At 66.7% G+C, this 26,250-nt stretch carries 29 protein-coding genes; 18 read left to right on the forward strand and 11 right to left on the reverse strand.

Annotation, left to right across the window (positions count from 1 at the left end; genetic code table 11):
* Window positions 1–653 precede the first annotated feature (653 nt).
* The 5 genes from EKH81_RS17245 to EKH81_RS17265 all read left to right on the forward strand — a co-directional run bounded on the left by EKH81_RS17245 (window position 654) and on the right by EKH81_RS17265 (window position 6,628).
* Window positions 654–1,445, forward strand: coding sequence for an aldo/keto reductase (locus EKH81_RS17245; RefSeq protein ID WP_202935190.1), 792 nt, complete (start codon window positions 654–656; stop codon window positions 1,443–1,445).
* A gap of 168 nt (window positions 1,446–1,613) precedes the next feature.
* Entirely contained in the window at window positions 1,614–2,222 is a 609-nt protein-coding gene (locus EKH81_RS17250; RefSeq protein ID WP_132060713.1) for a GNAT family N-acetyltransferase, read from the forward strand.
* Between the two features lie 394 nt (window positions 2,223–2,616).
* Window positions 2,617–3,381: a prephenate dehydrogenase/arogenate dehydrogenase family protein gene (locus EKH81_RS17255; RefSeq protein WP_132060715.1), complete on the forward strand. Its 765-nt coding sequence runs from the start codon at window positions 2,617–2,619 to the stop codon at window positions 3,379–3,381.
* Window positions 3,378–4,820, forward strand: coding sequence for a small ribosomal subunit Rsm22 family protein (locus EKH81_RS17260; protein ID WP_132060717.1), 1,443 nt, complete (start codon window positions 3,378–3,380; stop codon window positions 4,818–4,820). Before EKH81_RS17255 ends, EKH81_RS17260 begins: the two co-directional genes overlap by 4 nt.
* Before the next feature lie 503 nt (window positions 4,821–5,323).
* The gene (locus tag EKH81_RS17265; RefSeq protein WP_132060719.1) at window positions 5,324–6,628 is read left to right on the forward strand and encodes a carboxylate--amine ligase; all 1,305 of its coding nucleotides are present in this window, start codon (window positions 5,324–5,326) and stop codon (window positions 6,626–6,628) included.
* Here EKH81_RS17265 and EKH81_RS17270 read toward each other — a convergent pair.
* The 3 genes from EKH81_RS17270 to EKH81_RS17280 all read right to left on the reverse strand — a co-directional run bounded on the left by EKH81_RS17270 (window position 6,613) and on the right by EKH81_RS17280 (window position 9,003).
* Entirely contained in the window at window positions 6,613–7,107 is a 495-nt protein-coding gene (locus EKH81_RS17270; RefSeq protein WP_132060721.1) for a hypothetical protein, read from the reverse strand. The two genes, EKH81_RS17265 and EKH81_RS17270, sit on opposite strands and share 16 nt — an antisense overlap.
* 138 nt (window positions 7,108–7,245) lie before the next feature.
* Complete coding sequence (locus EKH81_RS17275) at window positions 7,246–7,848, reverse strand: HalX domain-containing protein (RefSeq protein ID WP_132060723.1); 603 nt, start codon at window positions 7,846–7,848, stop codon at window positions 7,246–7,248.
* Window positions 7,849–7,917: 69 nt separating this feature from the next.
* Window positions 7,918–9,003, reverse strand: coding sequence for a helix-turn-helix transcriptional regulator (locus EKH81_RS17280; RefSeq protein WP_132060725.1), 1,086 nt, complete (start codon window positions 9,001–9,003; stop codon window positions 7,918–7,920).
* 181 nt (window positions 9,004–9,184) lie between these two features.
* On the opposite strand from EKH81_RS17280, the gene glmU reads away from it, so the two are divergent.
* Window positions 9,185–10,366: a bifunctional sugar-1-phosphate nucleotidylyltransferase/acetyltransferase gene (gene glmU, locus EKH81_RS17285; RefSeq protein WP_132060727.1), complete on the forward strand. Its 1,182-nt coding sequence runs from the start codon at window positions 9,185–9,187 to the stop codon at window positions 10,364–10,366.
* 92 nt (window positions 10,367–10,458) lie between these two features.
* On the opposite strand, the gene EKH81_RS17290 is transcribed toward glmU, so the two are convergent.
* The 4 genes from EKH81_RS17290 to EKH81_RS17305 form a co-directional block, all read right to left on the reverse strand.
* Complete coding sequence (locus EKH81_RS17290; RefSeq protein ID WP_162224666.1) at window positions 10,459–10,917, reverse strand: SHOCT domain-containing protein; 459 nt, start codon at window positions 10,915–10,917, stop codon at window positions 10,459–10,461.
* A 191-nt stretch (window positions 10,918–11,108) separates the two neighbouring features.
* Window positions 11,109–12,059 carry a metal ABC transporter permease gene (locus EKH81_RS17295; protein ID WP_132060731.1) on the reverse strand — a complete coding sequence of 317 codons (951 nt, stop codon included), beginning with the start codon at window positions 12,057–12,059 and terminating at the stop codon, window positions 11,109–11,111.
* A complete protein-coding gene (locus EKH81_RS17300; RefSeq protein ID WP_132060733.1) occupies window positions 12,060–12,797 on the reverse strand; it encodes a metal ABC transporter ATP-binding protein in 738 nt (245 codons plus the stop codon).
* A complete protein-coding gene (locus tag EKH81_RS17305) occupies window positions 12,794–13,831 on the reverse strand; it encodes a metal ABC transporter substrate-binding protein (protein ID WP_132060735.1) in 1,038 nt (345 codons plus the stop codon). The genes EKH81_RS17300 and EKH81_RS17305 overlap by 4 nt, the downstream gene beginning before the upstream one ends.
* Window positions 13,832–14,027: 196 nt before the next feature.
* Here EKH81_RS17305 and dps point away from each other — a divergent pair, with 196 nt between their 5' ends.
* The 4 genes from dps to aroA all read left to right on the forward strand — a co-directional run bounded on the left by dps (window position 14,028) and on the right by aroA (window position 17,088).
* Window positions 14,028–14,687 (forward strand): DNA protection during starvation protein, encoded by a 660-nt coding sequence (gene dps / locus EKH81_RS17310; RefSeq protein WP_132060737.1) that lies wholly within the window; start codon window positions 14,028–14,030, stop codon window positions 14,685–14,687.
* Window positions 14,688–14,826: 139 nt separating this feature from the next.
* A complete protein-coding gene (locus EKH81_RS17315) occupies window positions 14,827–15,189 on the forward strand; it encodes a 2Fe-2S iron-sulfur cluster-binding protein (RefSeq protein ID WP_132060739.1) in 363 nt (120 codons plus the stop codon).
* A gap of 53 nt (window positions 15,190–15,242) precedes the next feature.
* Entirely contained in the window at window positions 15,243–15,737 is a 495-nt protein-coding gene (locus EKH81_RS17320) for a universal stress protein (protein ID WP_132060741.1), read from the forward strand.
* Window positions 15,738–15,786: 49 nt separating this feature from the next.
* The gene (aroA, locus tag EKH81_RS17325; RefSeq protein WP_132060743.1) at window positions 15,787–17,088 is read left to right on the forward strand and encodes a 3-phosphoshikimate 1-carboxyvinyltransferase; all 1,302 of its coding nucleotides are present in this window, start codon (window positions 15,787–15,789) and stop codon (window positions 17,086–17,088) included.
* A 25-nt stretch (window positions 17,089–17,113) separates the two neighbouring features.
* Here aroA and EKH81_RS17330 read toward each other — a convergent pair whose 3' ends face one another.
* Window positions 17,114–17,302, reverse strand: a complete 189-nt coding sequence (locus EKH81_RS17330) for a hypothetical protein (protein WP_132060745.1) — start codon at window positions 17,300–17,302, stop codon at window positions 17,114–17,116.
* Window positions 17,303–17,438: 136 nt separating this feature from the next.
* Between EKH81_RS17330 and EKH81_RS19440 the strand changes: the two genes are divergently transcribed.
* On the forward strand, window positions 17,439–17,603 hold the full coding sequence (locus EKH81_RS19440) for a hypothetical protein (protein ID WP_202935186.1): 165 nt from the start codon (window positions 17,439–17,441) through the stop codon (window positions 17,601–17,603).
* A 68-nt stretch (window positions 17,604–17,671) separates the two neighbouring features.
* Complete coding sequence (locus EKH81_RS17335) at window positions 17,672–18,952, forward strand: alkaline phosphatase family protein (RefSeq protein ID WP_132060747.1); 1,281 nt, start codon at window positions 17,672–17,674, stop codon at window positions 18,950–18,952.
* Here the strand turns inward: EKH81_RS17335 and EKH81_RS17340 are convergent.
* Window positions 18,949–19,704 carry a DUF2797 domain-containing protein gene (locus EKH81_RS17340; protein ID WP_238392232.1) on the reverse strand — a complete coding sequence of 252 codons (756 nt, stop codon included), beginning with the start codon at window positions 19,702–19,704 and terminating at the stop codon, window positions 18,949–18,951. The two genes, EKH81_RS17335 and EKH81_RS17340, sit on opposite strands and share 4 nt — an antisense overlap.
* A 203-nt stretch (window positions 19,705–19,907) precedes the next feature.
* On the opposite strand from EKH81_RS17340, the gene EKH81_RS17345 reads away from it, so the two are divergent.
* Complete coding sequence (locus EKH81_RS17345) at window positions 19,908–21,020, forward strand: S8 family peptidase (protein WP_394352046.1); 1,113 nt, start codon at window positions 19,908–19,910, stop codon at window positions 21,018–21,020.
* A 62-nt stretch (window positions 21,021–21,082) separates the two neighbouring features.
* A complete protein-coding gene (locus EKH81_RS17350) occupies window positions 21,083–21,415 on the forward strand; it encodes a BsuPI-related putative proteinase inhibitor (protein WP_132060753.1) in 333 nt (110 codons plus the stop codon).
* Between the two features lie 34 nt (window positions 21,416–21,449).
* Here EKH81_RS17350 and EKH81_RS17355 read toward each other — a convergent pair whose 3' ends face one another.
* Window positions 21,450–22,391 carry an NAD-dependent epimerase/dehydratase family protein gene (locus EKH81_RS17355; protein ID WP_132060754.1) on the reverse strand — a complete coding sequence of 314 codons (942 nt, stop codon included), beginning with the start codon at window positions 22,389–22,391 and terminating at the stop codon, window positions 21,450–21,452.
* 107 nt (window positions 22,392–22,498) lie between these two features.
* Between EKH81_RS17355 and EKH81_RS17360 the strand changes: the two genes are divergently transcribed.
* The 4 genes from EKH81_RS17360 to EKH81_RS17375 all read left to right on the forward strand — a co-directional run bounded on the left by EKH81_RS17360 (window position 22,499) and on the right by EKH81_RS17375 (window position 25,666).
* Entirely contained in the window at window positions 22,499–22,729 is a 231-nt protein-coding gene (locus EKH81_RS17360; RefSeq protein WP_132060756.1) for a DUF8066 domain-containing protein, read from the forward strand.
* A 99-nt stretch (window positions 22,730–22,828) separates the two neighbouring features.
* The gene (locus EKH81_RS17365) at window positions 22,829–23,410 is read left to right on the forward strand and encodes a tRNA (cytidine(56)-2'-O)-methyltransferase (protein WP_132060758.1); all 582 of its coding nucleotides are present in this window, start codon (window positions 22,829–22,831) and stop codon (window positions 23,408–23,410) included.
* A gap of 63 nt (window positions 23,411–23,473) precedes the next feature.
* Window positions 23,474–24,688: a GNAT family N-acetyltransferase gene (locus EKH81_RS17370; protein ID WP_132060760.1), complete on the forward strand. Its 1,215-nt coding sequence runs from the start codon at window positions 23,474–23,476 to the stop codon at window positions 24,686–24,688.
* A gap of 90 nt (window positions 24,689–24,778) precedes the next feature.
* A complete protein-coding gene (locus EKH81_RS17375; protein ID WP_132060762.1) occupies window positions 24,779–25,666 on the forward strand; it encodes a DUF7547 family protein in 888 nt (295 codons plus the stop codon).
* Here the strand turns inward: EKH81_RS17375 and EKH81_RS17380 are convergent.
* Entirely contained in the window at window positions 25,663–26,220 is a 558-nt protein-coding gene (locus tag EKH81_RS17380; protein ID WP_132060764.1) for a metal-dependent hydrolase, read from the reverse strand. The two genes, EKH81_RS17375 and EKH81_RS17380, sit on opposite strands and share 4 nt — an antisense overlap.
* Between the last annotated feature and the right edge of the window lie 30 nt (window positions 26,221–26,250).

The raw sequence follows: 26,250 nt of genomic DNA on the forward strand, positions 1-26,250 counted from the left end.
TGTCGCGCCCATGCGTGCGAGGGATGAGTATCGCAACGAGGAGCGAAGTGACGAGTGAGAAACGCAATCGGTTGGGGAGGGTGTGGCCTGCGGTGGCGGTGCAATGCAATACAACGTATTGCATCGCAATGCGGTGCTGTGCGGTTCTCCTAGGTACCGGGAGTAGCTAGCCCTCGATTTGCTTCCGTTTTGATTGGGGAATGGGAGCTTCCAACACACACAAACGCCCACACGTTCATTCGACCCGCCACAACCGGGAAGTGCGCGCCAGTCGAATCCGAGGTATGCTCAGAGGAGCGACACAGGCCGACGACCGGCAGGCAGACCAGCAGACGCAATCGGGAAGTGGGGGCGGGTTTCTGGCCCGCGCGCTCCCTTTCGGAATCGCGTTTGCCGTGGGTTTTCTGCTCGGTAGACGCTCGGACGGCGGGGCGCTTTCCAAACTCAAATCGCTCGCATCCAGCGAGGGCGAAGCGGGCGAATCGAACGAAGCGGGCGACGAGACCGCCGCCGACTCCGCGACCGAGCAACCGAGTTCGATGGGGAGCGTGACCGGCGAGGAGGAGCGCGAGGCTGAGACGGAAACCGAAGCCGAACCAATCGAGGAGATAGACGACGAGGTCGCGGCGGTCACCTCGCCCACGAAGCGAGGGATGCCGATGTTCGGTCTCGGGACGTACAAAATGGACGACGACGCGTGCGTCGAGAGCGTTCGGACCGCCATCGAGATGGGCTACCGGCACATCGACACCGCGGAGGGGTACGACAACGAGGACGCCGTGGGCGACGCCATCGCCGAGTCGGACGTGGACCGCGAGGACCTGTTCGTGGCGACCAAGATTAGTCCGGAGAACCTCGACTACGACCACGTCCTCATGAACGCCGAGGAGAGCCTCGACCGACTCGGCCTCGATTACGTGGACATGCTGTACGTCCACTGGCCGACCGGCGAGTACGAGGCGACCGACACCCTCGACGCCTTCGCGGAACTCCGGCGGGAGGGCGCCATCAGGAAAATCGGCGTGAGCAACTTCACGGTCGAACTGCTGGAGGAGGCCGTCGAGGTCGCCGAGGAACCCATCTTCGCGAATCAGGTCGAGATGCACCCCCTGCTCCAGCAGACCGAACTCCAGCAGTTCTGCGCCCAGGACGAGGTGGACGTGGAACTGGTGGCGTACTCGCCCATCGCTCGCGGCGACGTGGACGACGTGGACGAACTACGGGAAATCGCCGAGAAGCACGACGCCACGCCCGCGCAGGTCGGTCTCGCGTGGCTCCGCGAGAAGGGCGTGACCGCGATTCCGAAGGCCAGCAGTCGCGACCACCTCCGGGAGAACTGGCTGAGTCTCGCGGTCGAGTTGGACGACGAGGACGTGGAGCGAATCGACGCCATCGAAGACGAGGAGCGAATCGTGGACCCCGCGAGCGCGCCGTGGAACGCGTGAGAAACTAAGGCCGTTTAAGGGATTTTATCATGAAAGACCATTATGTTTAAGCGGTAGACCGCCATCGGTCCGGACGATGGGACGACGCCCACCGCGTCTCGCCGCGTACAGCGCGCTTTCGAACCGCCCGTCCGAGAATCCGCTCCGGTTGCAAGGCGGCGGTCGCCGATGAGTGCCGACCTCGGTTCGGACGCCGACCCCGAGGTCGGCGAAATCGCTTCCGACGCCGAACGCTCGGACGGCCTTCCGACGCCGCCGCGGACGATTACCGACGGCGAAAATCGCGAGATTCGCCTGCGTGTAGCCGACGACTCGACCGTCGCTTTCGGCGGACGTGACGGCGGCGACGACGGCGACGACCGCGCGGCGCTCGCCGCGATGTACGACGACTTCGAGACCGCCGACCGCGCGCAGGGAATCCCGCCCGCCGACCCCGACCGCCGGAGTCGGTGGCTCGACAGAATCCGGGACGGCGTCGAAGTCCTCGCGTGCCACGACGACCGGGTGGTCGGCCACGGCGTCCTGCTCGCGGGCGGTCCGGGCCACGAACTCGCGCTGTTCGTCCACCCCGAGTACCGCGGGGCCGGGGTCGGTACGCACCTCCTCGAAACTCTGCTCGGGCACGGCGCGTCGGTCGGCGTCGAGCGCGTCTGGCTGTCGGTCCAGCGAACGAACCGCCCGGCGGTTCGACTGTATCGGAACGCAGGGTTCGAACTCGCCGCGAGTGCCGCCGGTGAGATGGAGATGAGGCGGAGGCTTCGGGACGGAGGCGGGTAATCGCGCTCGGTGACACGGACCACCGGAAACGGCCGGTGACACTGCCGCCGGGAAATCGACAGGTGACCAAACCATTGGGATGGGAATGAAAGGGGCCGCCCGGTCGCGCCCGAAGGGCTTGGTCGTCTCAGCGACCCCTATCCGGAGCGAACGAAGTGAGCGGAGGATATGTCGCTGAGCGACCGCGACCGGGCGGGGGCTTTCTGGCTGTTCGCGGTTCGTCTTTCTACGACGCTTCGAAGCGACCGAGCGGGGGCTTTCGAGGCGTCCTCCGCTGTGAAATCTACAGTTCGTAGAGACTCGGCGAAGACTCCCACAAACAAATCGCTCACTCGGACGCATGCATCACGAAGGAGCGAACCCCTTTTGAGAACGCGGTGACAACCGAGTACCGATGAAGCTACTCGTCGTCGGGGCGGGCGAGATGGGCCGGTGGGTCGGCCGGTCGGTGGACGCCGAGGTGGCGTTCGCCGACGCCGACCCCGCGGTCGCGCGGGCGGCCGCGAGCGACGCCGACGCGCGGACGGTTTCGCTCTCGACCGACGAGCGATTCGACGCGGTGTGCATCGCGGTTCCGATTTCGGCCGCCGAATCCGCCATCGCCGACCACGCGCCGAAGGCCGAGTCCGCGATACTCGACGTGACCGGCGCGATGGCGGGACCCGTGGCCGCGATGGCCGAGCGCGCGCCCGACCGCGAGCGCGTGAGCCTCCACCCGCTGTTCGCGGCGGCGAATTCGCCGGGGAATATTGCCGTCGTCTCAGACGCGCCGGGACCGACCACCGACCGCATCCTCGACGACCTGCGCGAGCAGGGCAACGACCTCGTGGAGACGACGCCCGAAGAACACGACGCCGCGATGGAGACGGTCCAGTCGGGCGCTCACGCGGCGATTCTGGCGTTCGCGCTCGCGGCCGACGAGATTCCCGACGGCCTGACGACGCCCGTGTTCGAGGACCTGCGCGAACTGGTCGAACAGGTCACGGGCAACACGCCCGGCGTGTACGCCGAGATTCGCGAGACGTTCGACGGGGCCGAGGCGGTCGCCGACGCCGCGACGAGACTGGCCGAGAGCGACCCCGAGGCGTTCGAGGACCTCTATCGCGAGGCGGGCGAGGCGTTTAGCGAAGCGAACGTGAATCCGGAGGACGACGCATGAATCCCGAGAAGCGCGAGCGCGTCCGCGAGAACGCCAAGTACCTCCGAAACGTCCGGCCAATCGACCCCGAGGAGGTCTCGGAGTACGTCGAAGGCCAGCCTCACTCCGCGGTCGTCCGTCAGATTCTCCGAGAGGAAGCCGTCTCGCTCGGTCTCGTGGAGCGCGAAGACGGAACCTTCGAACCCGTTTCGGACGAGCCGATTCGTCCGACGTTCCGGGGCGTCGAGGCGTTTCCCGAGCGGTACGCGAGTCGGGTCTCGGACCTGCTCGCCGAGCGATTCGGCCCGGACTGGCACCGGGGCGAGTCGGGCGACCGACTCCGCGAGACGATTCGGAAACTCAAGGAGGATTACTTCCGGAACAATCCGGTCGAGTACGACGAGACCGCGGCGCTCGGCTACGCGATTTACCACCTGCCGGACAACTACGCGGTCGTCCAATACGTCCTCCACGAACTCGCGGAGAAGGGCCTGCTCGACCGCAAACTCCGGATTCTCGACGTGGGCGCGGGCGTCGGCGGTCCCGCGCTCGGGGTCCACGACTACCTCCCCGACGACGCGCTCGTGGAGTACCACGCGGTCGAACCGAGCGCCGCCGCCGACGTGTTCGAGCGCATGGTCTCGGAATCGGGTCGGAACTTTCACCCGACTGTGTTCCGAGAAACGGCCGAGGCGTTCGAACCGAGCGCCGCCGCCGACAGCGACGAGGAGGACTCGGCCGCCTACGACCTGATTCTGTTCGCCAACGTTCTCAACGAACTCGACGACGCCGAGGCGGTCGTCCTGCGATACCTCGATTCGCTCGCCGACGACGGCGCGCTCCTCGCTATCGAACCCGCCGACCGCGAGACCGCAATCGGACTCCGGCGAGTCGAGCGCGCCGTCGCGGACGAGGCGGGCGCGGCCACCGTCTACTCGCCGACGCTCCGACTCTGGCCGGGCGAGCGCCCGACCGACCGCGGGTGGTCGTTCGACGTGAAGGCCGACTTGGAGGTGCCCGACTTCCAGCGCCGACTCGACGAACCGGCGGGCGCGACGGGGGAGTTCGTCAACGTTGACGTGCAGTACGCCTACTCGACTCTCCGGTGCGACGGGAAGCGCCGGGTCGAGTTCGCGGCCGACCCCGACCGGTCGGCGAAGATGGCCGAGATGGAGCGCCACGTCACCAACCGGGTGGACCTCGTGGCGGTGAAACTCAGCCACTCGCTCGCGGAGGGCGACCGGAACCCCGTCTTCAGAGTCGGCGACGGGAGCGAGGAGACCGACCACTTCGCGGTGCTGACCTCGGAGACGGCGCTGAACGCCGACCTCCGGACCGCCGAGTACGGCGACCTGCTCGCGTTCGAGCAGGTGCTGGTGCTGTGGAACGACGACGAGCAGGCCTACAACCTCGTCGTGGGCGAAGAGACCATCGTGGACCGGATTCCGGCACCGGCGTAGAGAATCGGGCGTTTCGTGACTTTTCGCGGGCCGTGTTTTTGTGAATCGTCACGGTTGCTATACTTTCGTGAATTGTCACAAACCACGGGACGCGCCGCGAGCGCCTCGTGCGCTCGCACGCGGGGAGGAACGGGGGCGCGGTGCTGTGCTGTGCTGTGCGGTGCGGTTGCGGTCTTCATATGTACCGGCAGCAGCTAGCGAAATTCTCGAAACCGGACCGCAAGCAGAGCGAAGCTAGCTATTCCCGGTACATAGGAGACCGCACAGCACCGCCACCGCAGGCCACATCCTCCCCAACCGACTGCGCTTCTCACTCGTCGCTTCGCTCCTCGTTGTGATGCTCATCCCTCGCACGGAGTCGGCGCGAGATGAACTCGCGCCAGCGCGCGCCGGGGTGAAGGAGACACTCTTTCGAAGTTCGAACTCGGCTGTTGAGCGTCGTAGCCCCCGGTGGCGATTGCCGACTCAGCGGACTTTTAGCCCGCGAGGCGAGAACGGAAGGCATGGCCGACACCGTTCGCTCGTTCGAGGGACTCCGCGATGCCCTCGCCGACGCGTCGTTCGACCGCCCGCCAGCAATCGTCGCGAACGCGCACGTCACCGGACTCAGCGTGGCGCGCGCGCTCAAGACCCGCGACGTGCCCGTCATCGCCATCGACCGAAACGGACAGGGGGTCGCGCCCTACTCCGACGCGGTGGACTTCGCGGGACGAGTCACCTTCCCGCTCGACGACGAGGACGGCTTCCGCGAGGACGTGGAAGCCCTCGCGGCCGAACTCGACCACGAACCGGTCGCGTTCGGATGCATGGACGAGTGGGTCCACGCCTTCTCCCGGACCGCGCCCGAGGGCGTCCGCCTTCCGTTCGCCGACCGCGAGACGGTGAACGCAGTCCTCGACAAGGAATCGCTCTACGCCATCGCCGAGGAACTGGGCGTTCCGTACCCCGAGACGTACCGCATCGCCGAGACCGACCCCGCGCGTACCGGCGGCGAGTCCGGACCGCGCGCCGAGTCCGACGACTCGGCCCGCGACAGCGTTCCCGCCGAGAAGGCCGCCGACTCGCTCGACTTCCCGTTCGTCGTCAAGCCCGGGCGCAAGCGCCAGTTCGAGGAGGCGGTGGGGACCAACGTCATCGAGGTCGCCGACCGCGCCGAATTTCTCGACGTGGTCGAGAACGCCGCGGACGCCGGGATTCGCGTGATGGCCCAAGAGAAGGTCCCGACCGTCCGGGGCGAGGACTGCTCGCTCGCCTCGTACGTCCCCGAATCGGGTGCCGACGACGCCGTGAGTTTCGTGGGCAACGCCCGCGTTCGGTTCCCGCTCGGGTACGGCACCTCCTGCGTCGTCCAGCGCGCGGACGCCCCGCAGGTCGAGGCGAACGCGCTCGCAGTTCTCGAAGAGACCGGCTACCATGGCATCAGCGAGGCCGAGTTCGTCTACGACGGCGACCGCGAGGAGTACGTCCTGCTCGACATCAACACCCGGCCGTGGAAGTGGATTTCCCTGCCCGTGCAAGCGGGCGCGAACCTCCCGCTCGCGGCCTACGCCGACGCGGTGGGCGAGCGCTACAAGGCCGACGAGATTCGGGACGCGAAGTGGGTGTACCTCGCGGACTACCTGAATCTGCTCGGGGGCGGCGAGTTCGCCGACGTGCTCGACCGGTCGGAGTGGCGCGCGCTCCTCTCGGGCGCGTTCGAATCGAGCCAGAATCTGACGACCGGCGTCTACCGGCCGTCGGACCCGGACCCGGCCTACCAACTCCTCCAGACCGAGTTCGGGACGCAGGAGTACTACTGCTCGTGCTGAGGCTGCGGAGACTCTGCGGCTGAGGCCTCGGCGCGTTCGCGGACCGTCTCGCCGACGAGTGCGCCGAGGAGCGTCGCACCGAGGAACAGCCCCGCCAGTCGGACGAACTGAATCGCGAACTCGACGGTCTCGGGGCGAAGCGACGGCGCGGAGACGGCCCAGTTCACGAGCGTCACGACCGCCGCGAAGACGACGCCGCTCGGCGCGAACCCGGTCAGAGCGTCCTTGGTCGTCGCGTCTCGCGAGCGAACGAGGTAGAAGCCGAACGCCGCCGCGAGAAGCGGTGTGCCGACGAACGTCAGCGCTTGCCCGACGGTCGAAATCGGGTCGAACCACGTTTCGAGATACGTTCGCATGGCCGCCCCGCTCAAGGCGTACCGCGGGACCGCGAGCAACAGGACGCCGGTGAGCACGTTCGCGACGACGCCGAATCCGGCGGCGAGGAGTCCGAGACGGGCCGGGGTGCGTTCGGATAGCATGCTTGTTCCCATCCGTTGCGGGGATAAAAAATTTCACACTGGCGAGGAACGAACCCCGTTTCGGCCGAACGCGACCGCGCGGACCGAGTCCGCGCGGTCGCGGGGAGTTTCAGTCCGCGCGCGCTGTCTCGGCGAGCCTCAGTCCGTGCGGTCGCGGAACTCGACCCGGAGGTCGTCGTCGTCGAGTCTGGTCGCGGTGTCCGAGAGTCGAGCGCGGAGGTCGGCGAGTTCGCTCCGGAGCGAGGCGTACTCGTCGCTGGCTTCGAGTTCCTCCGGACTCTTTTTCGTCTCCAGCGCGGCTTTCTTGTTGGCGAGCGCGAGGAACCGCTGCATCTGGACGTCGTAGGTCGAGCGCCGCAGCAGCGTCTCGACCGTCTCGACGAGTTCGTCGGCGTCCGACACCGGCTTTTCGAGGTAGGCGTCGAACCCGAGTTCGAGGATGTCGAAGTCGGGTTCGACCGCCGAGACGAGCGCGACCCGGCAGGTCAGCTTCCGGGCGTGAATCTCGTCGAGCACGTCCTCGCCCGAGAGGTCGGGCATCCGGCGGTCGAGGAGGATGACGTCCACCGCGGCGTCGAGTTGGTCGACCGCCTCCGACCCGCTGTACGCGGTTCGCACCTCGTACTCGCCTTCTAGCCACTTGGCGTACGCGTCGGTAATCGGCTTCTCGTCGTCGACTATCAGGACTGTCGGGGTCTCGCTCGCTTCGGTGTCGGTCTCGGTCTGTGTTGACTCACTCATGCTGTGTGGGATTCGGTGTGGTGACGCGCCGGGACGGTTCATCGCACTGGACAGGCGTTCGTCGCATGGTTAGCTCGACTCACCTTCGAACGGCGATTTGGTCGTTTCCGGTTCGTAGCCGCTCAGGAAGACGAGGTTGCCCCGACCCACCTGGACGCGGGTGATGAGTCCCTTCTCCTCCATCTTCGAGAGCTTCCGGCTCACGGTCGATTTCGACCAGTCGGTCTCCTCGGTCACGTCCACCTGCTTCATCCGGCCGCCGTACTGGCTCAGAAGCTCCCGGATTCGGTCCTCGTCGGTCAGCATCGCGCCGTCCGGGAGGTCGCCGACGCCCGAATCACCGGTCGCCGCGGACCCGTCGCGCTCGGCCCCGGTTCCGTTTCCGGTCGCGGATTCGACGGCCGAATCGCTCGATGGTCCGGTCGTCTCGCTCCCGGAGAACAGCCCCGAGAGCGAATCGCGGATGGTCGAGAACAGGCTGTCGCCGGAGTCGGGGAGGCTCACGTCGGTGTCGTGGGTCTGGACGTGGTCGCTCGTGGCGCTCCGGTCGCCGTAGGTCTCGGTCACGGACCACGACTCGCCGTCGTCTCCCACCTCGACGACGGCGTCGAACAGCGTCTTGAGCGTGTTGACCGTCTCCTCGTCGTGGATGTCGGGGTCCATGTGGTAGAAGCCGATGGCCCCGGCCGCCTCCACCCGGTGGGTGAGGATGTGGAGATACCGGAACGCGGTGTCGAAGTCCACGTATTCGAGCAGGATGGTGAGCGTCTGGACCGCCACGAGGGACCGATTCCCGTTGTCCTCCCACCGGGTCAGTTGCTCGGTCAGGGGCGCGATGATGTCCATCGGCTGATTCGGGTCCACGCGGGCGACGGTCACGCCCTCGGGGAGGTCGTCGTCGCCCGCGGTCTGGACCTGATTCGCGTGGACGAACGCGAGTTCGGCCGGGAGGGTCTCGACGTGGGTTCGCCAGTCGGAAATCCACGTCTCGGGCGGCGGCGTGTACGTCACCGCCGCCACGTTCGCCTCCTCGGGCGGCGTGGTGGCCGCGAGCAGTTCGAAGCAGGCGCGCGTCCCCGTCGGCGTTAGCGGGGCCAGCAGGAGGACGTTCGAACACGTTTCGAGTTGCCTCCTGTCGGATGTATCGATGTTCATTCGTTGTAGGTCGTGTCGCTCGTGAGTTCGTGGAGACCGCAGATAGTTTCGCAGGTACGTCCTGTATCCGACGCGCGGATATTAATCTATTACCCTTCGAACGGCGATACACTCCCTTCGGTCTGGGCCCGAGACGCGAATCCCCGTGGAATAAAAGGGGTCGCACACGAACCGCCGTTCGATGAACGCAGTGATTCTCGCGGCTGGCGAGGGGACTCGCATCCGGCCGCTGTCGGGGGCCGTCCCGAAACCGATGCTCCCGGTCGCAGACCGGCCGCTCGCGGCCCATGCCGCGAAGGCCGCCGCGGACGCCGGAGCCGACGAACTCGTGTTCGTGGTCGGCTACGAAGCCGACGCGGTCCGCGAGTACTTCGGCGAGGAGTACGGGGGCGTCCCCGTCAGCTACGCGGTCCAGACCGAGCAGGCCGGAACCGCCGACGCGGTCCGGGCGGCGCGCGAGCACCTCGACGGAGACTTCGCGGTCCTCAACGGTGACAATCTCTACGACCCGAACGCCATCGCGGCCTTGTTCGCCGGGGGTCCCGGAATCGGCGCGATTCGGGTCGAAAACCCCTCGAACTACGGCGTCCTGAGCGCCGCCGACGGCCGCGTCACCGACATCGTGGAGAAGCCCGCCGACCCGCCCACCGACCTCGCGAACGCCGGAGCCTACGCCTTTCCGGCGGCGGCGAGCGAGTGGCTCGACGTGCCCGAGAGCGAGCGCGGCGAGCGCGAAATCACCGACGTTCTCGCCCGTGTCATCGACGAGTACGACGTGCGCTACGTCGAGATGGACCGGTGGCTCGACGTGGGGCGTCCGTGGGAACTGCTCGAAGCCAACGAGTGGAAACTCGCCGAATTGGAGCGCGACGTTCGCGGCGAGGTCCACGAGTCGGCCGATTTGCGCGGGAGCGTCGTAGTCGAGGAGGGCGCGACAATCGACGCCGGAGTCGTCGTCGAGGGCCCCGCGCTCGTCCGGGCGGGCGCGAGCGTCGGCCCGAACGCATACGTCCGCGGCGCGACCCTCGTCGGCGAAGACGCCAAAATCGGTCACTCGGTCGAAGCCAAAAACAGCGTTCTCGGGCGTGGGACGCACGTCGCGCACCTGAGCTACGTCGGCGACAGCGTCCTCGGACGCGACGTGAACTTCGGCGCGGGAACGAACGTGGCGAACCTCCGCCACGACGGCGAGGCGGTGAAACTCAGCGTGAAGGGCGAACGCGTCTCGACGGGTCGCCGGAAGTTCGGCGTCGTCGTCGGCGATGGCGCGAAGACGGCTATCAATACGAGTCTCAACGCGGGCGTCAAACTCTCGGCGGGCGCGACGACGACCCCCGGCGAGGTCGTGACGCGAGATAGGTAGGGCGACTCGTGGGACGCACGATGTTTTTCGTGCGCGGAACGCGGTACGGTATCCGTGGTATCGGGGTCGTCGCGACTCTCCGCACTTTTTGACTATCGAGTCGCCGGGTCGAAGTCCGTCTCGCGCGCCGTCCGGGTGCTGAGAGAACCGTCGTTCGCGCGCTCGCGGGCGCTGTCGGAGACTACAATCAGGTCGTCGAGCCGTCGGTCGAACTCCTCGCGATTGATTTCGCCAGCCGCGTACCGCCGTTTCAGCGTCTCCAGCGCGTTCTCGTTGCGAGACGCGTTCGGTCGCGCTGTCCACGAATCGGGGGCGAGCAACGCCGCCGACGCGACAGCGGGAAGCAGTACCGTGAGGATTCCAAACACCAATATGAGCAGGTCGTAGACCGTCCCGCTTTTCACTCCGGAAGCGACGGCGAACGCGGCGTACATCGTGAGTGCGCTCGCGGTCATCGCCGCCCCGGCGAGCAGTCGTCGCCACCGGTGGCTGTCGGGAGTGCATCTGGCCAGTATTTGGAGGGGCGCGGGAGCGTCTCGGGAGGGACTCATACTACTCACGATATTTCGAAGCGACTTAAAACCATTCTGGATGACACTTCGAGTGAGTTCCCGCCTCCGAGGGTTCCAGCGGCTATCGAGAGAATCGCGTTTCGACGACGACCGAACTGAACGCGACCCGGCGGCTCCTTTCATTCCCCACTCAAACACCGCACACGGGTCGCCGAGCGATACCACCAAAATCAGTCCGCGGTCGATTCGTCTTGGCCGCTCTCCGCGACCGAGACCACGTCCGACCGTCGCTCTCGGAACTTCCCGATTAGCACCGCGCCGACGTAGATTGCGACCGCGACGAGGACGATGACGCCCCCGGCGGTGGCTTCGAACTCGTAGGCCATCGTGATGCCCACGATGACCGCGAGTTCGGCGAGGACGATAGAAGCGAGGAGCGCGCCCCGGAAGCTCCGGGCGAGCTGTGCCGCGCCCGCGACCGGGACGACCAGCATCGCGGCGACGAGGATGACGCCCATGATTTGCATCGCGCCGACGACCACCAGCGCGGTCAGCATCGCGGTCATCCGGTTGTACCACTTGACGTTCAGGCCCGCGACTTTCGCGGCGGTCTCGTCGAAGGTGACGTACACCAACTGCTTGTACGCGACCGCGACCACCGCGACGATGAGCGCGAAGAGGACGAGCAGGAGCGAGGCGTTCTCGACCGAGACGGTCGCGAGGTTGCCAAAGAGGTACTGATTCACCCCGACTGCGAGTCCGCCCGCGTTTATCGAGATGAGGACCGTGCCGAGCGCGAACCCGGTCGAGAGCACGATAGCCATCGACACGTCGTTGTACACGTCGGTCTTCTCGGAGATGACCTCGATGAGCAGGGCCGCGATTGCGGCCACGACGACCGCCGAGAGGTACGGCGAGACGCCCGTGTCGAAGACGGCGTTGACGAACAGGCCCACCGCCACGCCCGCGAACGCGGTGTGCGCGAGCGCGTCGCCGATGAGCGCCAACTGGCGGTGGACGAGGAAGGTGCCGATGAGCGGAGCCATCACGCCGATACAGAGACCCACCAGAATCGCGCGCTGCATGAAGCCGTACTGGAGCATCTCGATGCCGAACGCGGCGGCGAACCATCCGAGCAGGGACTGCCACGCCGCGACGACGCCCGAAATCGCGTCGAGCATCTACTCGCTCACCCCCATGATTTTCGGGGTCGCGCCGTACGCTTCGGCGAGCGCGGTACTCTCCACGAAGTCGTCGGGACTGCCGTGGAACAGCACCTCGCGGTTCATGCAGAGGACGGTCGAAGCGCGCTCGACCACCGTCCCAACGTCGTGTTCGATGAGGAGGACGGTCAGGCCGAACTCGTGGAGGTCGGCGAGGAGTTCGAAAAAGGCCGCGACCGATTCGGCGTCCACGCCGACCGTGGGTTCGTCGAGCACGAGAAGTTCGGCCTCGGCGGCGAGCGCCCGCGCGATGTACGTTCGCTGGCGCTGGCCGCCCGACAGGCGCGCCACGCGCCTGTCGGCGAGGTGGCTCATGCCGACGGTTTCGAGCGCCTCGCGCGCCTTCCGGCGGTCGTCCTCGGTGATGCGCCCGAAGCCGACGTGGGGGTATCGACCCATCAGCACGGCCTCGCGGACCGTGATGGGCATCTCGGAGGTGTCGGTGGTCACGCTCTGGGCGACGTAGCCGATTCGCTCGCCGTCGTCGAACGCGGTGGCGTGTTCGCCGAACAGTCTCGCCTCGCCCGAATCGGGTTCGAGCAGGCCGAGCAGGAGTTTCAGCAGCGTGCTCTTGCCCGACCCGTTCGGGCCGACGATGCCGAGAAATTCGCCCGCCTCCACGGTGAGATTCACGTCCTCGACTACCGGGGTCGCGGTGTAGCCGAACGTGAGGTTCCGAGTTTCTACGACGTTCATTCGAAGTTCCTCCAGTCTTCGTGGTCGGCCTCCTCGGGCGTCTTGTTTCCGAGCACGACCTCGAACGTGGGCATGTTGATTTTCCGCGCGATGTCGGTGTAGCCCCACTCCTGTTCGACCCACTCCTTGCGGACGCCCGCGAACGGCGTCACCGGGAAGTACGCCTCGACCGGCGTCTCGGCCAGAATCTGCTCGGCGGGCCGACGGCTCTCGAAGACGGCCGCGCCGATGTACCGGATGTCGTTCTCCTCGACCAGTTCCTTCGCGCGCGTCATGTCGGTGGGCTTCACGTCGTCGCTCGCGGCGAGATTGAAGACGAGGGGGTGCATCTCGACGTCGTAGCGCACCCCGATGTACTGGAAGGCGTTGTGGGCGGCCAACTGGACGACCCGCCGGTCGGCGGCGTCGAAGATGGCTTGGTACTCGGCGTTGATATCGTCCAGCACGCCCGCGAACGCGTCGGCGTTCTCGCGCAGACGGCTCTCAGAGTCGGGGTGGAGGTCCACGAACGCCTCGGTGATATTCTCGACCGACTGCTTGGCGCGCTCGGGGTCGAGCCAGAAGTGTGGGTCCTTGCCGCCGCCGACCGCCTCGTCGTCGCCGACGCTCGCGTGGATGTCGATGAGGTCGATGCCCTCGCGGACGTTCACGAGCGCGGTGTCGGCGTCGTCGTCTTCCACCGTCCGAATCGCGCGGTCGGCCCACGGCTGGAACTCCTCGCCGACGTGGACGAACGCGTCGGCTTCGATGATGTCGCGGGTGACGCTCGCGTCGGGTTCCCACCCGTGGCCGTGGAGGCCCGCGGGAACGAGATTTTCGACCTCGATTGGGGTTCCGTCCGCGACCTTGCGCGCGAAGTCGTAGAAGCTGAAAAACGACGCGACGGCCTTGGGTCCCGAGTCGCCTTCGTCGCCCGAGCCGCTTCCGACGACGCCCGAACAGCCAGCGAGTCCGGCCGAGAGCGCGGCCCCGCCAGCCGCGAGGACGCGCCGACGCGACCACCCCGTAATCGGGGAGTCCTTCGAATGAGTCATGCTTGCACGGTAGTAGTCCCTCCTAAGTATTTAGTTCCTTCTGTCGAACCCAAAGTTTAGACGTGTCTAATTCTCTCGGGCGAACGCTCTGACATGACGATTCAACGAACGGTCTTCTCCCACTCAGAACGCGCGTTCCGAATTTGGGAAGAATAGTTAAGGGTTCGAAAGTGGTGCTTCGGACGGGGGAGAACCAATGGCAGACGACGACCGACGACACGGCTCAGGAAGCGTCGAACCGGGCGACACCAGCAAGCGCGTGGGAATGGAGGCGCTCCGCGAACGCGGACTCGACCCGGAGGAACTCCGCGAGCGACTCATCGACGCTGTCGGTGCGGAGTTCAGCACGTACTACTACTACACGAATCTTCGGATGCACCTCGCGGGCCACGAGGACTACAAGGAGATTACCGAGGACGCCCGTCTCGAAGACAGGGCGCACTTCGAACTGGTCGCGCCCAGGGTGTACGAACTCGGCGGAAGCCTCCCGGCCGACATCGGCGACTTCATGGACCGGGCGTCGTGCCCGCACGCGGAACTGCCGGTGCCGATGGAGGGGGGTTCGCCCGACCCCGCGGACCTCGACGCCGAGAGCATCCTCGAAGTCCTGCTGGAGGCCGAGCGGTGTGCCATCCGGACGTGGAGCGAAATCTGCGACATGACCCACGGCAAAGACCCGCGAACGTACGACATGGCGAGTCGTATCCTGCAGGAGGAAATCGAACACGAGGCGTGGTTCGTGGAACTTCTCAGCATGGAGCGCGACGGCGAAATCAATCCCGCAGGCCACTTCGTCCGGGGCGAACCCGGCGACGCGCCGTACTCCACGAACCGGCGCATCAACGACTCGGCGTAGCGTCGATACCGTCGAATTGGCGTGGCAGGCGTCTCGGCGGGCGACGATTCGGCGTGACGCCGAATCGTCGCCCTTCGAGGCTCACACGCCACTCGCAAAGGCCGACACGCTCATTCGTTTTTGGACGCTATTCGATTGCGTGAGTAGCCACACAGTCGTCGTCGAGGTGCCCGAAGACTGCGACGTGGACGAGGCGGGAACGACGGTCGAACTCGAAGTCGGCGACTCGGAGTACGTCCTCGCAGCCGCGCGCGAGGCGGGCGTCTGGCTCCCCGCCGACTGCCAGCAAGGGTGGTGTACCACTTGCGCGGCCGAACTGCTCGAAGGCGAGGTGGACCAGTCGGACGCCCGGCGGTACTACGAGGCCGACGCCGAGGCGAACCTGATTCTGACCTGCGTCGCCAAACCCCGGTCGAACCTCCGGATTCGGGCGTGCCAGGAGGCGGCGATGCTCGACCACCGCGCCGAACACGACAAGCCCCCGGGTCGGTCGAAACGGTGACGCCGAACGGGCCGGCCGCAATCCAAATCCCCGAGCGCGTCGTAGCTCCGGACATGAAGTATCTCGTCGCGGTGGACGGTTCCGAATCCAGCATGGACGCCGTGCGCTACGCGGCCGAGCAGGCCGCGGCGACCGGCGCGACGGTCGCCGCGGTCACGGTGGTCGTCCCCGAGCAGTACTTCACGGGCGGCGACGACCCGCCGACGAGCTACGCCGAGGCCGACGAGGAGTTCGTGACCGAGGACATCGAGGACGCCGAGACCGAAGCCCAAGAAATTCTGGACGAGGCCGAGGAAATCGGCGAGGAGACCGGGGTCGAAGTCGAGACCGGGATGCTGTACGGCGAACCGGTGGACGAACTGGTCGAGTACGCCGAAGGGCGTCGCTCTTCGAACAGTCGGACGCGGTCCGACGACGCCGAGCGAGAGTCGTTCGACGCCATCTTCGTCGGCCACCGCGGTCTCTCCGAGGAGTACGAGGGACTGGTCGGAAGCACCGCCAAGGACATCGTGGGCCGGGCCAGCGTGCCCGTGACCGTGGTTCGGTAGCTCTGCCACCTCCGGTATCCTGATACGGGGGCGGGTCGTCGGACGGGGTATGGACGTAGAGATTTCGCCCTCGACGCTCTCGGGGGTCGCGCGAGCGCCCTCCTCGAAGAGCTACACGCACCGAGCGATTCTGGCCGCGGGCTACTCCGGCGGCGCGTTGGTGTACGACCCCCTCGTGAGCGCCGACACCAAGGCGACGATGCGAGCCGTCGAAGCCTTCGGCGGGGACGTCACCCGCGAGTCCGACCACCTCGACGTGGACGGCTTCGACGGCCGCCCGGCGGTCCCGGCCGACGTGCTCGACTGCGGAAACAGCGGGACCACGATGCGCCTCGTGACCGGGGCGGCCGCACTCGCCGACGGCGCGACCGTGCTGACCGGCGATGGCTCCCTGCGCTCGCGACCCCACGGGCCGCTCCTCTCGGCCATCGAGGACCTCGGCGGGCGCGCCGAGAGCACGCGAAACAACGGGCAGGCCCCGCTCGTCGTCGGCGGTCCGCTCTCGGGCGGGTCGGTGTCGATGCCCGGCGACGTGTCCTCGCAGTTCGTCTCGGCCCTGCTGATGGCCGGGGCGGTCACCGACGAGGGCATCGAAATCGAACTCGAAACCGAACTCAAGTCCGCGCCGTACGTCGATATCACGCTCGAACTCCTCGACGAGTTCGGCGTCGAGACCGAGAAGACCGCCGACAGCTACCGCGTCGAGGGCGGTCAGTTCTACGAACCCGAGGACGGCGAGTACCACGTCCCCGGCGACTTCTCCTCGATTTCGTACCTGCTCGCGGCGGGCGCAATCGCGGCCGCGGAAGACGAAGGCGACGACGGCGCGGTGCGCGTCAGGGGCGCGTACCCGAGCGCGCAGGGCGACTCGAAAATCGTCGGCATCCTCGACCGGATGGGCGCGGACGTGGACTGGAACCGCGACGACGGCGTGATTACGGTCGAGAGGTCCGACCTCTCGGGCGTCGAGGTGGACGTGGGCGACACTCCCGACCTCCTGCCGACCATCGCGGCGCTCGGCGCTGTCGCGGACGGAGAGACCCGAATCGTCAACTGCGAACACGTCCGGTACAAGGAGACCGACCGGGTGAGCGCGATGGCCGAGGAACTCCGTCACCTCGGCGCGGAGACCGAGGAGACACAAGACACCCTCACGATTCGGGGCGACGAGTCCACGCTGGAGGGCGGCGTCGTGGACGGCCGGGGCGACCACCGAGTCGTGATGTCGCTCGCGGTGGCGGCGCTCGCGGGGTCGGGACCGACGATGATTTCGGACGCAGAACACGTGGACGTGTCGTTTCCGAACTTCTTCGACGTGCTGTACGACCTCGGTGCGACCGTCGAGCGGTAGTCGAGTCGCCGCGTTCGCCCTCGGACTACTCGTCGCGGGACCGCTTCGCGAGTCGGTAGCCGACCATCGTCCCGGCCATCGACGCAATCTTTCCGTAGAGGTTCTTCTTGTACTGTCGGTCCCTATCGTCGCGTTTCGACGCGACGTACCCGCCGAGTAGCGCCGCGAAGAAGCTTATCACGATATGCGTGCGGAGGCTGATTCGGAGCGACATACCGAATCGTCTTCGGCCGCGAGTAAAGTGATTTCGGTTGACACGAACGGCGGTTCGACCCGGTCGGCGGGCGAGCGCCCGCCGACCGGGCCGAACCGCCGAACCGCTTTTTTCGGTGCGCGAGATACTCACTCGTATGTCTCCGGCGACGCACACCTGCACCTGCGGAGCGAGGCTTCGATACAAGCAAGACCTCACGAAAGAGCAGGCGGGGGTCTATCCGACGTGGAAGTGCAAGGACTGCGGGACGCCGGTCCCCGGACAAATCGCCGAGCGGATTCGCCACCAGCATCCGTCGTAGTCGCCTCTGGCGGCAGTCTAACTGTAGAACCGTCACCGCTTTTAGTTCGGCAGTCGAATCGCTGACAGATGCTTCGAACAGACGCCGCCGACGCGCTGTTGGCCGAGCACAGCGAAGACGGCTGTCTCTTCCCGGACTACGACGGCTACTGCCTCGGAAACGTTCCTCACACGGTCACCTCGGTACTGGGGTGTGACACCGGCCGAACGCTCCCGGCCGACGCGCTCGCTGGCGTGGCTACAGATGTCGGGACCGTCCTCGTCGTGCTGGTGGACGGGTTCGGATTCGAGCAGTGGCGGCGCGAGCGCGACTGCCACGCCTTTTTGGACCGCCTCTCGGCCGAGGCCCGAGTCACCCCGCTCACGTCTATCTACCCGAGCGAAACCGCCGCCGCGATGAACACGTTCCACAGCGGGTCGCTCCCCGCCGAACACGGCGTCATCGGGTGGAACGTCTACGAACCGACCGCGGACGAGTCGTTCGAGGCGCTTCCGTTCGTGACCAAGGACGGCGAGCGCCCGGCGCGCGTCGCCCCGGAAGACGTTGCCAACGCGACTTCGCTCTACACCGAACTCGCCGACGCTGGCGTCGCGTGCCACCACGTCGTTCCCTTCAAATCGACGAGCGAGGGCGCGACAGCCCACACCTACGAGTCGCTCGACGGCTTTCCCGAGCGACTCCGGGATGCGCTCGACGCCGCCCGCGACGAGGCCGATAGCGAAGTCGAGGGCGGGGGAGGCGAGCGCGCGCGTTCGTACTGCTTCGCCTACCTCGACCACGTGGACCACGCGGCTCACCATTCCGGGACGAACTCGACGGACTACCGCGAGACGGTCGGCGAGGTGTTCGACACGCTCTCGAAGGCGCTCTCGGCGCTCGACCGCGGTGTGGCCGAAGACACCCTGCTCGTAGTGACCGCCGACCACGGCCACGTGAACACCGACCCCGAGCGAAACGTGAATCTGGACGACTTCGATACGGTCCTCGATTCGCTCCGGCGACACGCCGACGGCACGCCGGTTCGGTTCTCGGGAAGCCCGCGAAACGTGCACCTCCACCTACAGGACGGCAGGGACGCCGAGGTCGAGTCGGCTATGCGCGAAAATCTGGACGCGCAAGTGTTCTCGCGGGCGGAAGTCCTCGACCGCGACCTGTTCGGCGACGTGGCTCCCTCCGAGACGTTCCGCCGACGACTCGGCGACGTGGTGGTCTCTCACCGCGACCTGTCGGTCTGGTACGGCGACGCAGAACCTGAGGAGATGGAGCTAATCGGGATGCACGGCGGTCTGAACCCCGAGGAGATGTTGATTCCATTCGCGGTGGGGCGGGTCGCCGAACTGGTGAACTAGAACGCGCCCAGACTCGACTGCAATTCCCGGTCGCTCGCTTCGGCTCGGACCTCGTAGCCCACCAAATCTCGGAGGTCCACGGCGTACGTCGTGCCGCCGCGTTCGAGGACAAATACGCGGCCCTGCACGCCGACCACCTCGCCGGTGACCACCGTCTCGGGGACCGCGCCAGATTTCAGCTCGAAGCCGTAGTCGAAGTCGAACGTCTCCTCGTGGTCGAACGCCGCGAGCGTGTCGGACCACGCCGACTCGTCCACCGACCGGTGGAGGCCCGCGATTTTGTCGGGGACGCGCACCCGGTCGGTGTACTCGCGGGCGATTCGGGCCTCGATTTCGCGGGCGATGCGTCCGTTCGAGACGGTTCGGAGGTGCGCGGCCCTGTCCGCGCCCTGCTCGCGCAGGCGGGTGCGGAGCCGCCACGCGCGGGTGACGCCCACCTTGAACGTCGCGGGCGCGAATGCCGCGAGGTAGATGGCGTGGTCGTCGTAGCAGTCCATCTCGTCCTTGAGGCAGGTGCCGGTACACCGAGCGCACACCCACGTCGAGGTGTGAGCGTCGCAGTAGGGCGTGTCGCCCTCGTCACAGGCGCGGTGGCCCGTTTCGTCGGTGACTCCGGCGCAGTGGCGTTTCCCGAGCGAGTAGGCGAGATTCCGACCGGCTTCCAGCGGTTCGCGGGTCACGCGTCCGGTGTCAGCAACGCGGAGCGCGGGTCGGCGGTCGTCGCGTTCGGTTTCGTAGCCGACGACTTGCACGCGTTCGGCTAGGCGGTGGCTCGCTAAAGGCGTACCGCTCGGTCGGTATCGTCGTCGCATCTGTCGAAATCGAGGAGATGCCGTCCACACCTTTAATATTTCAATAGTATTTTTCTGTAAGTAAGACTTATATTGCGATGGTTTTATTTTATGGATGTATAGTAACTAACGGCAAAGGTGTGTCGAGGCGAAACGTGCTGAAAGTGGCAGGGGCATCGGTCGCAACTGCGGCCGGAAGCGGTCTGGCGGCGGCCAATCCCGACGACAGGGTCGAGGTCAACATTGGATTCGATTCCGAGCGCGGCCGACAGGCGGCGCTGAATCAAGCCGACGAGACGGTTCGGGAGTTCGATTCCATCGACGTGCTGACGCTTCGGCTTCCGAAGCAGGCCGCGACCGCACTCGAAAACCGCGGGGACGTCCGGTACGTCGAGGAGAACGGTACGATGCACGCGCTTGCCCAGACGCTTCCGTGGGGCATCGACCGGGTGGACGCCGAGATCGCACACGCTAACGGCGACACGGGCGCGGGTGCCGACATCGCCATCGTGGACTCGGGCATCGACGCCGACCATCCCGACCTGCAGGCCAACCTCGGCGAGGGCGAGGCGTTCACGAAATGCCGGGGCGGCCAGTGCAACGAGTCGTGGGACGACGACAACGACCACGGCACCCACTGTGCGGGCACCGCGGGCGCGGTAGACAACGCCGAGGGCGTCGTGGGTGTCTCGACCCAAGCCACCCTCCACGCGGTGAAAGTACTCGACAAGCGGGGCAGCGGGTCGTTCTCGGACATCGCGGCCGGAATCGAGTACGTCGCCGACCAGGGCTGGGACGTGGCGAATCTGAGCCTCGGCGCGAGCTCCGGTTCGCAGGCCATCGAGGACGCCTGTGCCTACGCCGACGACCGGGGCGTCCTGCTCGTCGGCGCGGCGGGCGGGAGCGGCCCGTGTTCGGACGGGTGTGTCGGCTACCCGGCGGCGTACTCCGAGGTCGTGGCGGTCAGCGCGACTGACGAGAGCGACACCCTCGCGTCGTTCTCCAGCAGGGGTCCGGAAATCGAACTTGCCGCGCCCGGTGCGGACCTCCGGACGGTTAGCTCGGGCGACGGATGCGACGCCCTCAGCGGCACCTCGTACGCCGCGGCTCACGTCTCAGGCGTCGGCGCGCTCCTCGCGGGCGAGGGGTACACCAACACCGACGCGCGGGTTCGAATGCGCGACACCGCCACGGACATCGGCCTGCCGAGCGACGAACAGGGCTACGGTCTCGTGGACGCTGCGGCCGCCCTCGGTGTCGGTTCGAGCGACGAGTAATCGACTCGATTTCCACGACCGCCCTCGGAAAAGTTTTCAGCCCCCGGCGACGAAGATATACCATGACGCTCCGAAGTTCGGTCACCGCGACCGTCGAGACCGACCGAGTCGAGTTCGAGTTCGAAGTCGAGAACGACGGCGACGCCCCCGAGGAAATCACGTTCCGAAGCGGCCTCTCGGCCGACTTCGCGGTGCTGGAAGATGGTACGGAGGTCTGGCGCGCGAGCGACGGCCAGATGTTCACCCAAGCGCTCCGGACCGAGACAATCGATTCCGGGGCGGTCGAGCGATTCTCGGAAGTCTGGGACGACCCCGATTCGGGGGACTACACGGTGGTCGCCACGCTGAACGCGACTGGGGATGACGCCGAGGCGCGGACGGACTTTTCGGTGTAGTCTCGCCGACTCACCTGAGGCTCGATTCCGACGTTTAGGCGCGTTCCGCCCGAAGCTCCTCCAACAACTGCCCCGCCGACTTCCGAACCGCTTCGTCGCTCGACATCGAGGGTTCCCACCCGAGCGCCGACAGCTTCTCGATGGACAGACGCATCTTCGGCACGTCGCCGGTCCAGCCGCGGTCGCCGCCGGTGTACTCGTAGTTGGGGTCGAGGTCCATCTCGTCGGCCACGATGTCGGCGATGGCGTTGACCGAGGTGGTCGTGCGCGTGCCGAGGTTGTAGATGTTGAGGTCCTTCTCGGCGTTCTCGACGACGTGGCACATCGCGTCAATGCACTCCTCGACGTGGAGGTAGGATTTTTCCTGCAGGCCGTTGCCGAGAATCGTCAGGCTCTCGGGGTCGTCGAGCAGTTTCTCGATGAAGTCCGGGACGACGTTGCCGCGCTGGTGGGGACCCACGATGTTGGCGAAGCGGTACACCCACGCCTGTATCCCGTACGAGTGGGCGTACGTCGAGACGAGACCTTCGTCGGCCAGTTTGCTCGACCCGTAGATGCTGATGGGTTCGAGCGGCGCGTAGTCCTCGGGCGTCGGCATCGGGGCCTCGCCGTACACCGTCGAGGAGGAGGTGAAGGCGATGTTCTCGACGCCGACCTCGTCCATGCGTTCGAGGACGTTGTAGGTCATTCCGCCGTTCTCCTCGAACAGTCGGCGGTCGTCGTCGTAGTTGGTGTCGGTGTACGCCGCGAAGTGGAAGACGATGTCCACGTCTTCGGTCACGACCTCGGCCACGTCGTCGGGGTCGGTCATGTCCGCGACGACGAGTTCGGCGTCGTCGGTCACGCGCTCTGAGTCGCCCTTCGAGAGGTCGTCGGCGACCACAACGTCGTTGTCCGGCGCGAGGCGCTCGGCGAGGTGCGACCCGACGAGTCCCGCCCCGCCGGTGATGACTACCCGCTTGTCGGAGAGCTTCATGGTCGCCTCTGCGACAGTTGCGGGCAAGTGCTTTCCGGTCTCCGATACGCCCCCGCGGCCCGCGTTCGTGCGGAACGCTTATGACAATAAATTGAATCCCTTTGGGTATGGATTCGTCCACCGGCGCGGCGTCAGGTCAAACCGAAATCGAAGGCGTCCTACTCGTTTTCGTCGCCATTGCGGTCTGGCTTGCTATCGCGCTCGCCGTCAACGTCGGACAGACGGTGCTTCTTGCGGGCGTGCTGTTCGTCGGTGGCGGATATTTTCTACTACGTCTCGTGCGCGCAGTGGAACGACTCGCAGCTGCCGCCGAGCGACTGGCCGAGACGCGAGAGTGAGCGACCGGCGGTCGCTCACTCTCGCATCTTTGCGCCCGAACACGTCTGTGATTGTCGCGTTCCGAAACCCCCTAACCGCCCCGCCACCGACTACGGGGCATGCAAGGCGAACCCGAAGTCGCGGTCCTCCGACTCGGCCACCGTCCCGGTCGGGACGAGCGCATGACGACCCACGTCGGCCTGACCGCGCGGGCGCTGGGAGCAGACCGCGCGATTCTGGCGGGCGACGCGAGCAAGTCGGTCGCGACAGTCGAGGACATCACCGACCGATTCGGCGGTCCCTTCGAGGTCGAACTCACCGAGAGTCCGCGGCAGGTCCTCCGGGAGTGGACGGGTCGAGTCGTCCACCTCACGATGTACGGCGAGCGCGTTCAGGACGTGGAGGCCGAGATTCGGGCCGCCCACCGCGGAGTCGAGGGAGACGACGAGACAGACGAGGGGGACGACGGCGAACCGATTCTGGCGGTCGTCGGCTCGCAGAAGGTGTCGTTCGACGTGTACGAGGCCGCCGACTGGAACGTCGGCGTGACGAACCAACCCCACTCGGAGGTCGCGGGACTGGCGGTGTTTCTCGACCGACTGTTCGAGGGCCGAGAGCTACACCGCGAGTGGGAGGGCGCGGATAGGCGGGTCGTTCCCGAACCGACCGGCAAGACCGTGGTTCCGACCGACGAGGAGTGAGTCCGAATCGGTCAGAGCGCTGAACAGACAACGTATTTAATCTTCCGGACCGCCCGGAAACGCATGGACTACCGCCCGATTCCGGACGACCGAACCGAACAGTTTCGGTCGTACCTCCGGTACGCCTTCGAACCCGAACGCGGTCCGCGCGAGGACGCCGACGAGGACGAGGAGGACCGACCGGGCGACCCCCGCGGCCTGTTCGACGGCGACGACCTGCTCTGCGTCTGTCGTCATCATTGGTTCCGCGCTCGCCAACGCGGTCGCTGGACCGAGATGCCCGGCCTGTCGGCGGTGGCGTCCCCGCCGGAACACCGCCGGAAGGGCCACGTCGCCCGACTGCTCGCCGCATCGCTCGAAGAGTACCGGGACCGCGGAGACTACCTCACCGCGCTCTGGGCGTTCGAACACCCGTTCTACGAGCGACAGGGATGGGGACTCGCGAACAAGTACGCCGAGTACGAGTGTTCGCCCGACGCGCTCGCGTTCGCTCGACGCGAAGCGACCCGCATCTCGGACAGTGAGCGACCCGCCGGGGAGTTCCGACGGGTCGAGGCCGACGACTGGGCCGCCCTCGATTCAGTCCTCGCGGCCCACGACGAGCGATTCGACCTCGCTATCGACCGAACCGAGGAGTGGTGGCGAACGCGGGTGTTCGAAAGCTGGCGGTCCGACCCATACGTCTACGCGTGGGACGACGAGACGGGCGAGACTCGGGGCTACGTCGTCTACCGAGTCGAAGACGAAGCGGGCGGCAAGAAACTCGCCGCGGCCGAACTCGCCCACGCCGACCGCGAGGCCCGACTGAACCTCCTGCGATTCCTCGCCAATCACGACTCGCAGGTCGAGACCGTGCGCGTCTACGGCACCGACGACGCTCGTCTGCTCGACGAAGTGGCCGACCCTGCGGCCGTGGACTGCGAAATCAAGCCGGGGCCGATGGTCCGTCTCGTGGACGTTCCGGCCGCAATCGAGGCGCTCGAATACCCCGGTGCGGACGGTCGGTTCGACCTCGCGGTCTCCGACCCGCTCGCGGACTGGAACGACCGACGCTTCCGCGTCGAAATCGAGGATGGCCGAGCGACGTGCGAGATGGTGGACTCCGAAGACGCCGACGCCGAAGTCGGCGTTGCGACGCTCTCGCAACTCTACGTCGGCTACCACTCGGTCGCCGACGCCGAGGCGTTCGGCGACCTCGACGTGCGAAGTTCCGCGGCCCGCGAGACGCTCGAAGCCATGTTCCCGCCGCGGGAGGTCTTCCTCCCGGAGAATTTCTGAAGTTGTGGCCCGAAGTCGAGGACGTACCACTCCGAACGCCACCGACTCGAAGCGGCCAAACTCTTTACGACACGACACGAAAGGGCACCTATGAGAGACGACCGCGACGACCGACGCGACCCCGAGGAACTCGACGAGCGCGTCGAGGAACTCGAAGAGAGAGTCCGGCGACTCCGGGATGAACTCGGCCGACCGCCAGAGGGACCGCTCGGCCTGCCACGCCCGCCGTCCCCGAGCGAGGTGCTGTCGTTCACGGGCGAGTACGCGATTCCGACCGCAATCGCGGTGCTCGAAGCGAACGTCCGGGCGCTACAGGCGCTCCAACAGGTGATTCGCGTCCTCGACCCCGAGCGAAGCGTCGTGGGCGAGGAGCGCGACCGACTCGAAAGTCGGGCCGCCGACGCGAGCAGGGCGACCCTCGACCGACTCGAAACCGCGCTCGAAGACGTCGAGAACGTGGTGCGCGAGTCCGACCTGCCGCGAGAGGGCGAGGCCCGCGACATCCTCGAAGACGCCCGGCGAATCAACCGCGAGATACGCGACCGGGTGGACAGGAGCAGACGGGACGCCGACGAGGCCCGGGGCCGCGAGCGCGGGCGTGGGCAGGACCGCGGGCGGGAGCAGGACCGCGACCGGAGGGACGAGGACGCACGCCAGCGTGGACGCGACGGGGAACGCGAGAATGAGTCCGACCGTGACGACTTCGAGGAGCGCAGTACCACCATCGACCTCAGCGACCCCGGCGAGGACGGGGAGGCCGACGGCGACGACGCCGTACAGGTGGACGTGGACGCCGAACTCCGGTCCATCAAGGACGAACTCGAACATCGCGACGACGATGTGACCGAGGCCGACGGAGAAGAAGTCGGGGATGGCGGAGAAGGCGAAACCGACGGAGACGAGGGCAACGAGACTGACGCCGGTGAGGACGCCGAAGCGGACGACGAACCGAGCGACGACTCGAACGACGACGCCTAATTCTCGGCGATTCGCTTCCGGCCTCGAAGCCGACGGTACGCCCGAACCGGGAGCGACCGTCGCGGTCCGGTCGGTCGCCCGAGCGCCCACGCGGTCGCGGCGACGAGAACGCCGAAAGCGAACAGCGCGTAGTTCGCGGCGTCGTTGGTCGCGCGAACGAGGCCGAGCGAGTAGAGCGCGGGCGTCAGCGGGTACAGCGGCATCACGCCCCACGGATTCAGCAGGTCCGCGAGGAGGTGGGAGACGACCGAGAACGACCCGAGGGAGAACGCCCACGTCGCGCCGAGGGCCGCCTCGCGCCGTGAGCGTCCCCACAGCGAGGTCGCCACGACCGCCACGCAGAACAGGCCGACCGCGAGCGCGAACCACAGCGTGTGGGTCACGCCCCGATGGACCACGAATTCGATTTGGCCGTCAACGTCGGGAAAGAGGGCGTACGCGAGGACGATGCCGCCGCCCGAGAGCGCGTCCCGGTCGTACCCCCGGGCCAGCAGGAGGTACCCGACCACGGCGTACAGCGCGAGCGCCATCCCGTAGTGGCCCGGCGGAAACATACCGGGAACCGAACGCGGGTTCAATGTCAA

It is taken from the genome of Halorussus amylolyticus, from assembly GCF_004143485.2.
GTDB classification, from domain to species: Archaea; Halobacteriota; Halobacteria; order Halobacteriales; family Haladaptataceae; genus Halorussus; species Halorussus amylolyticus.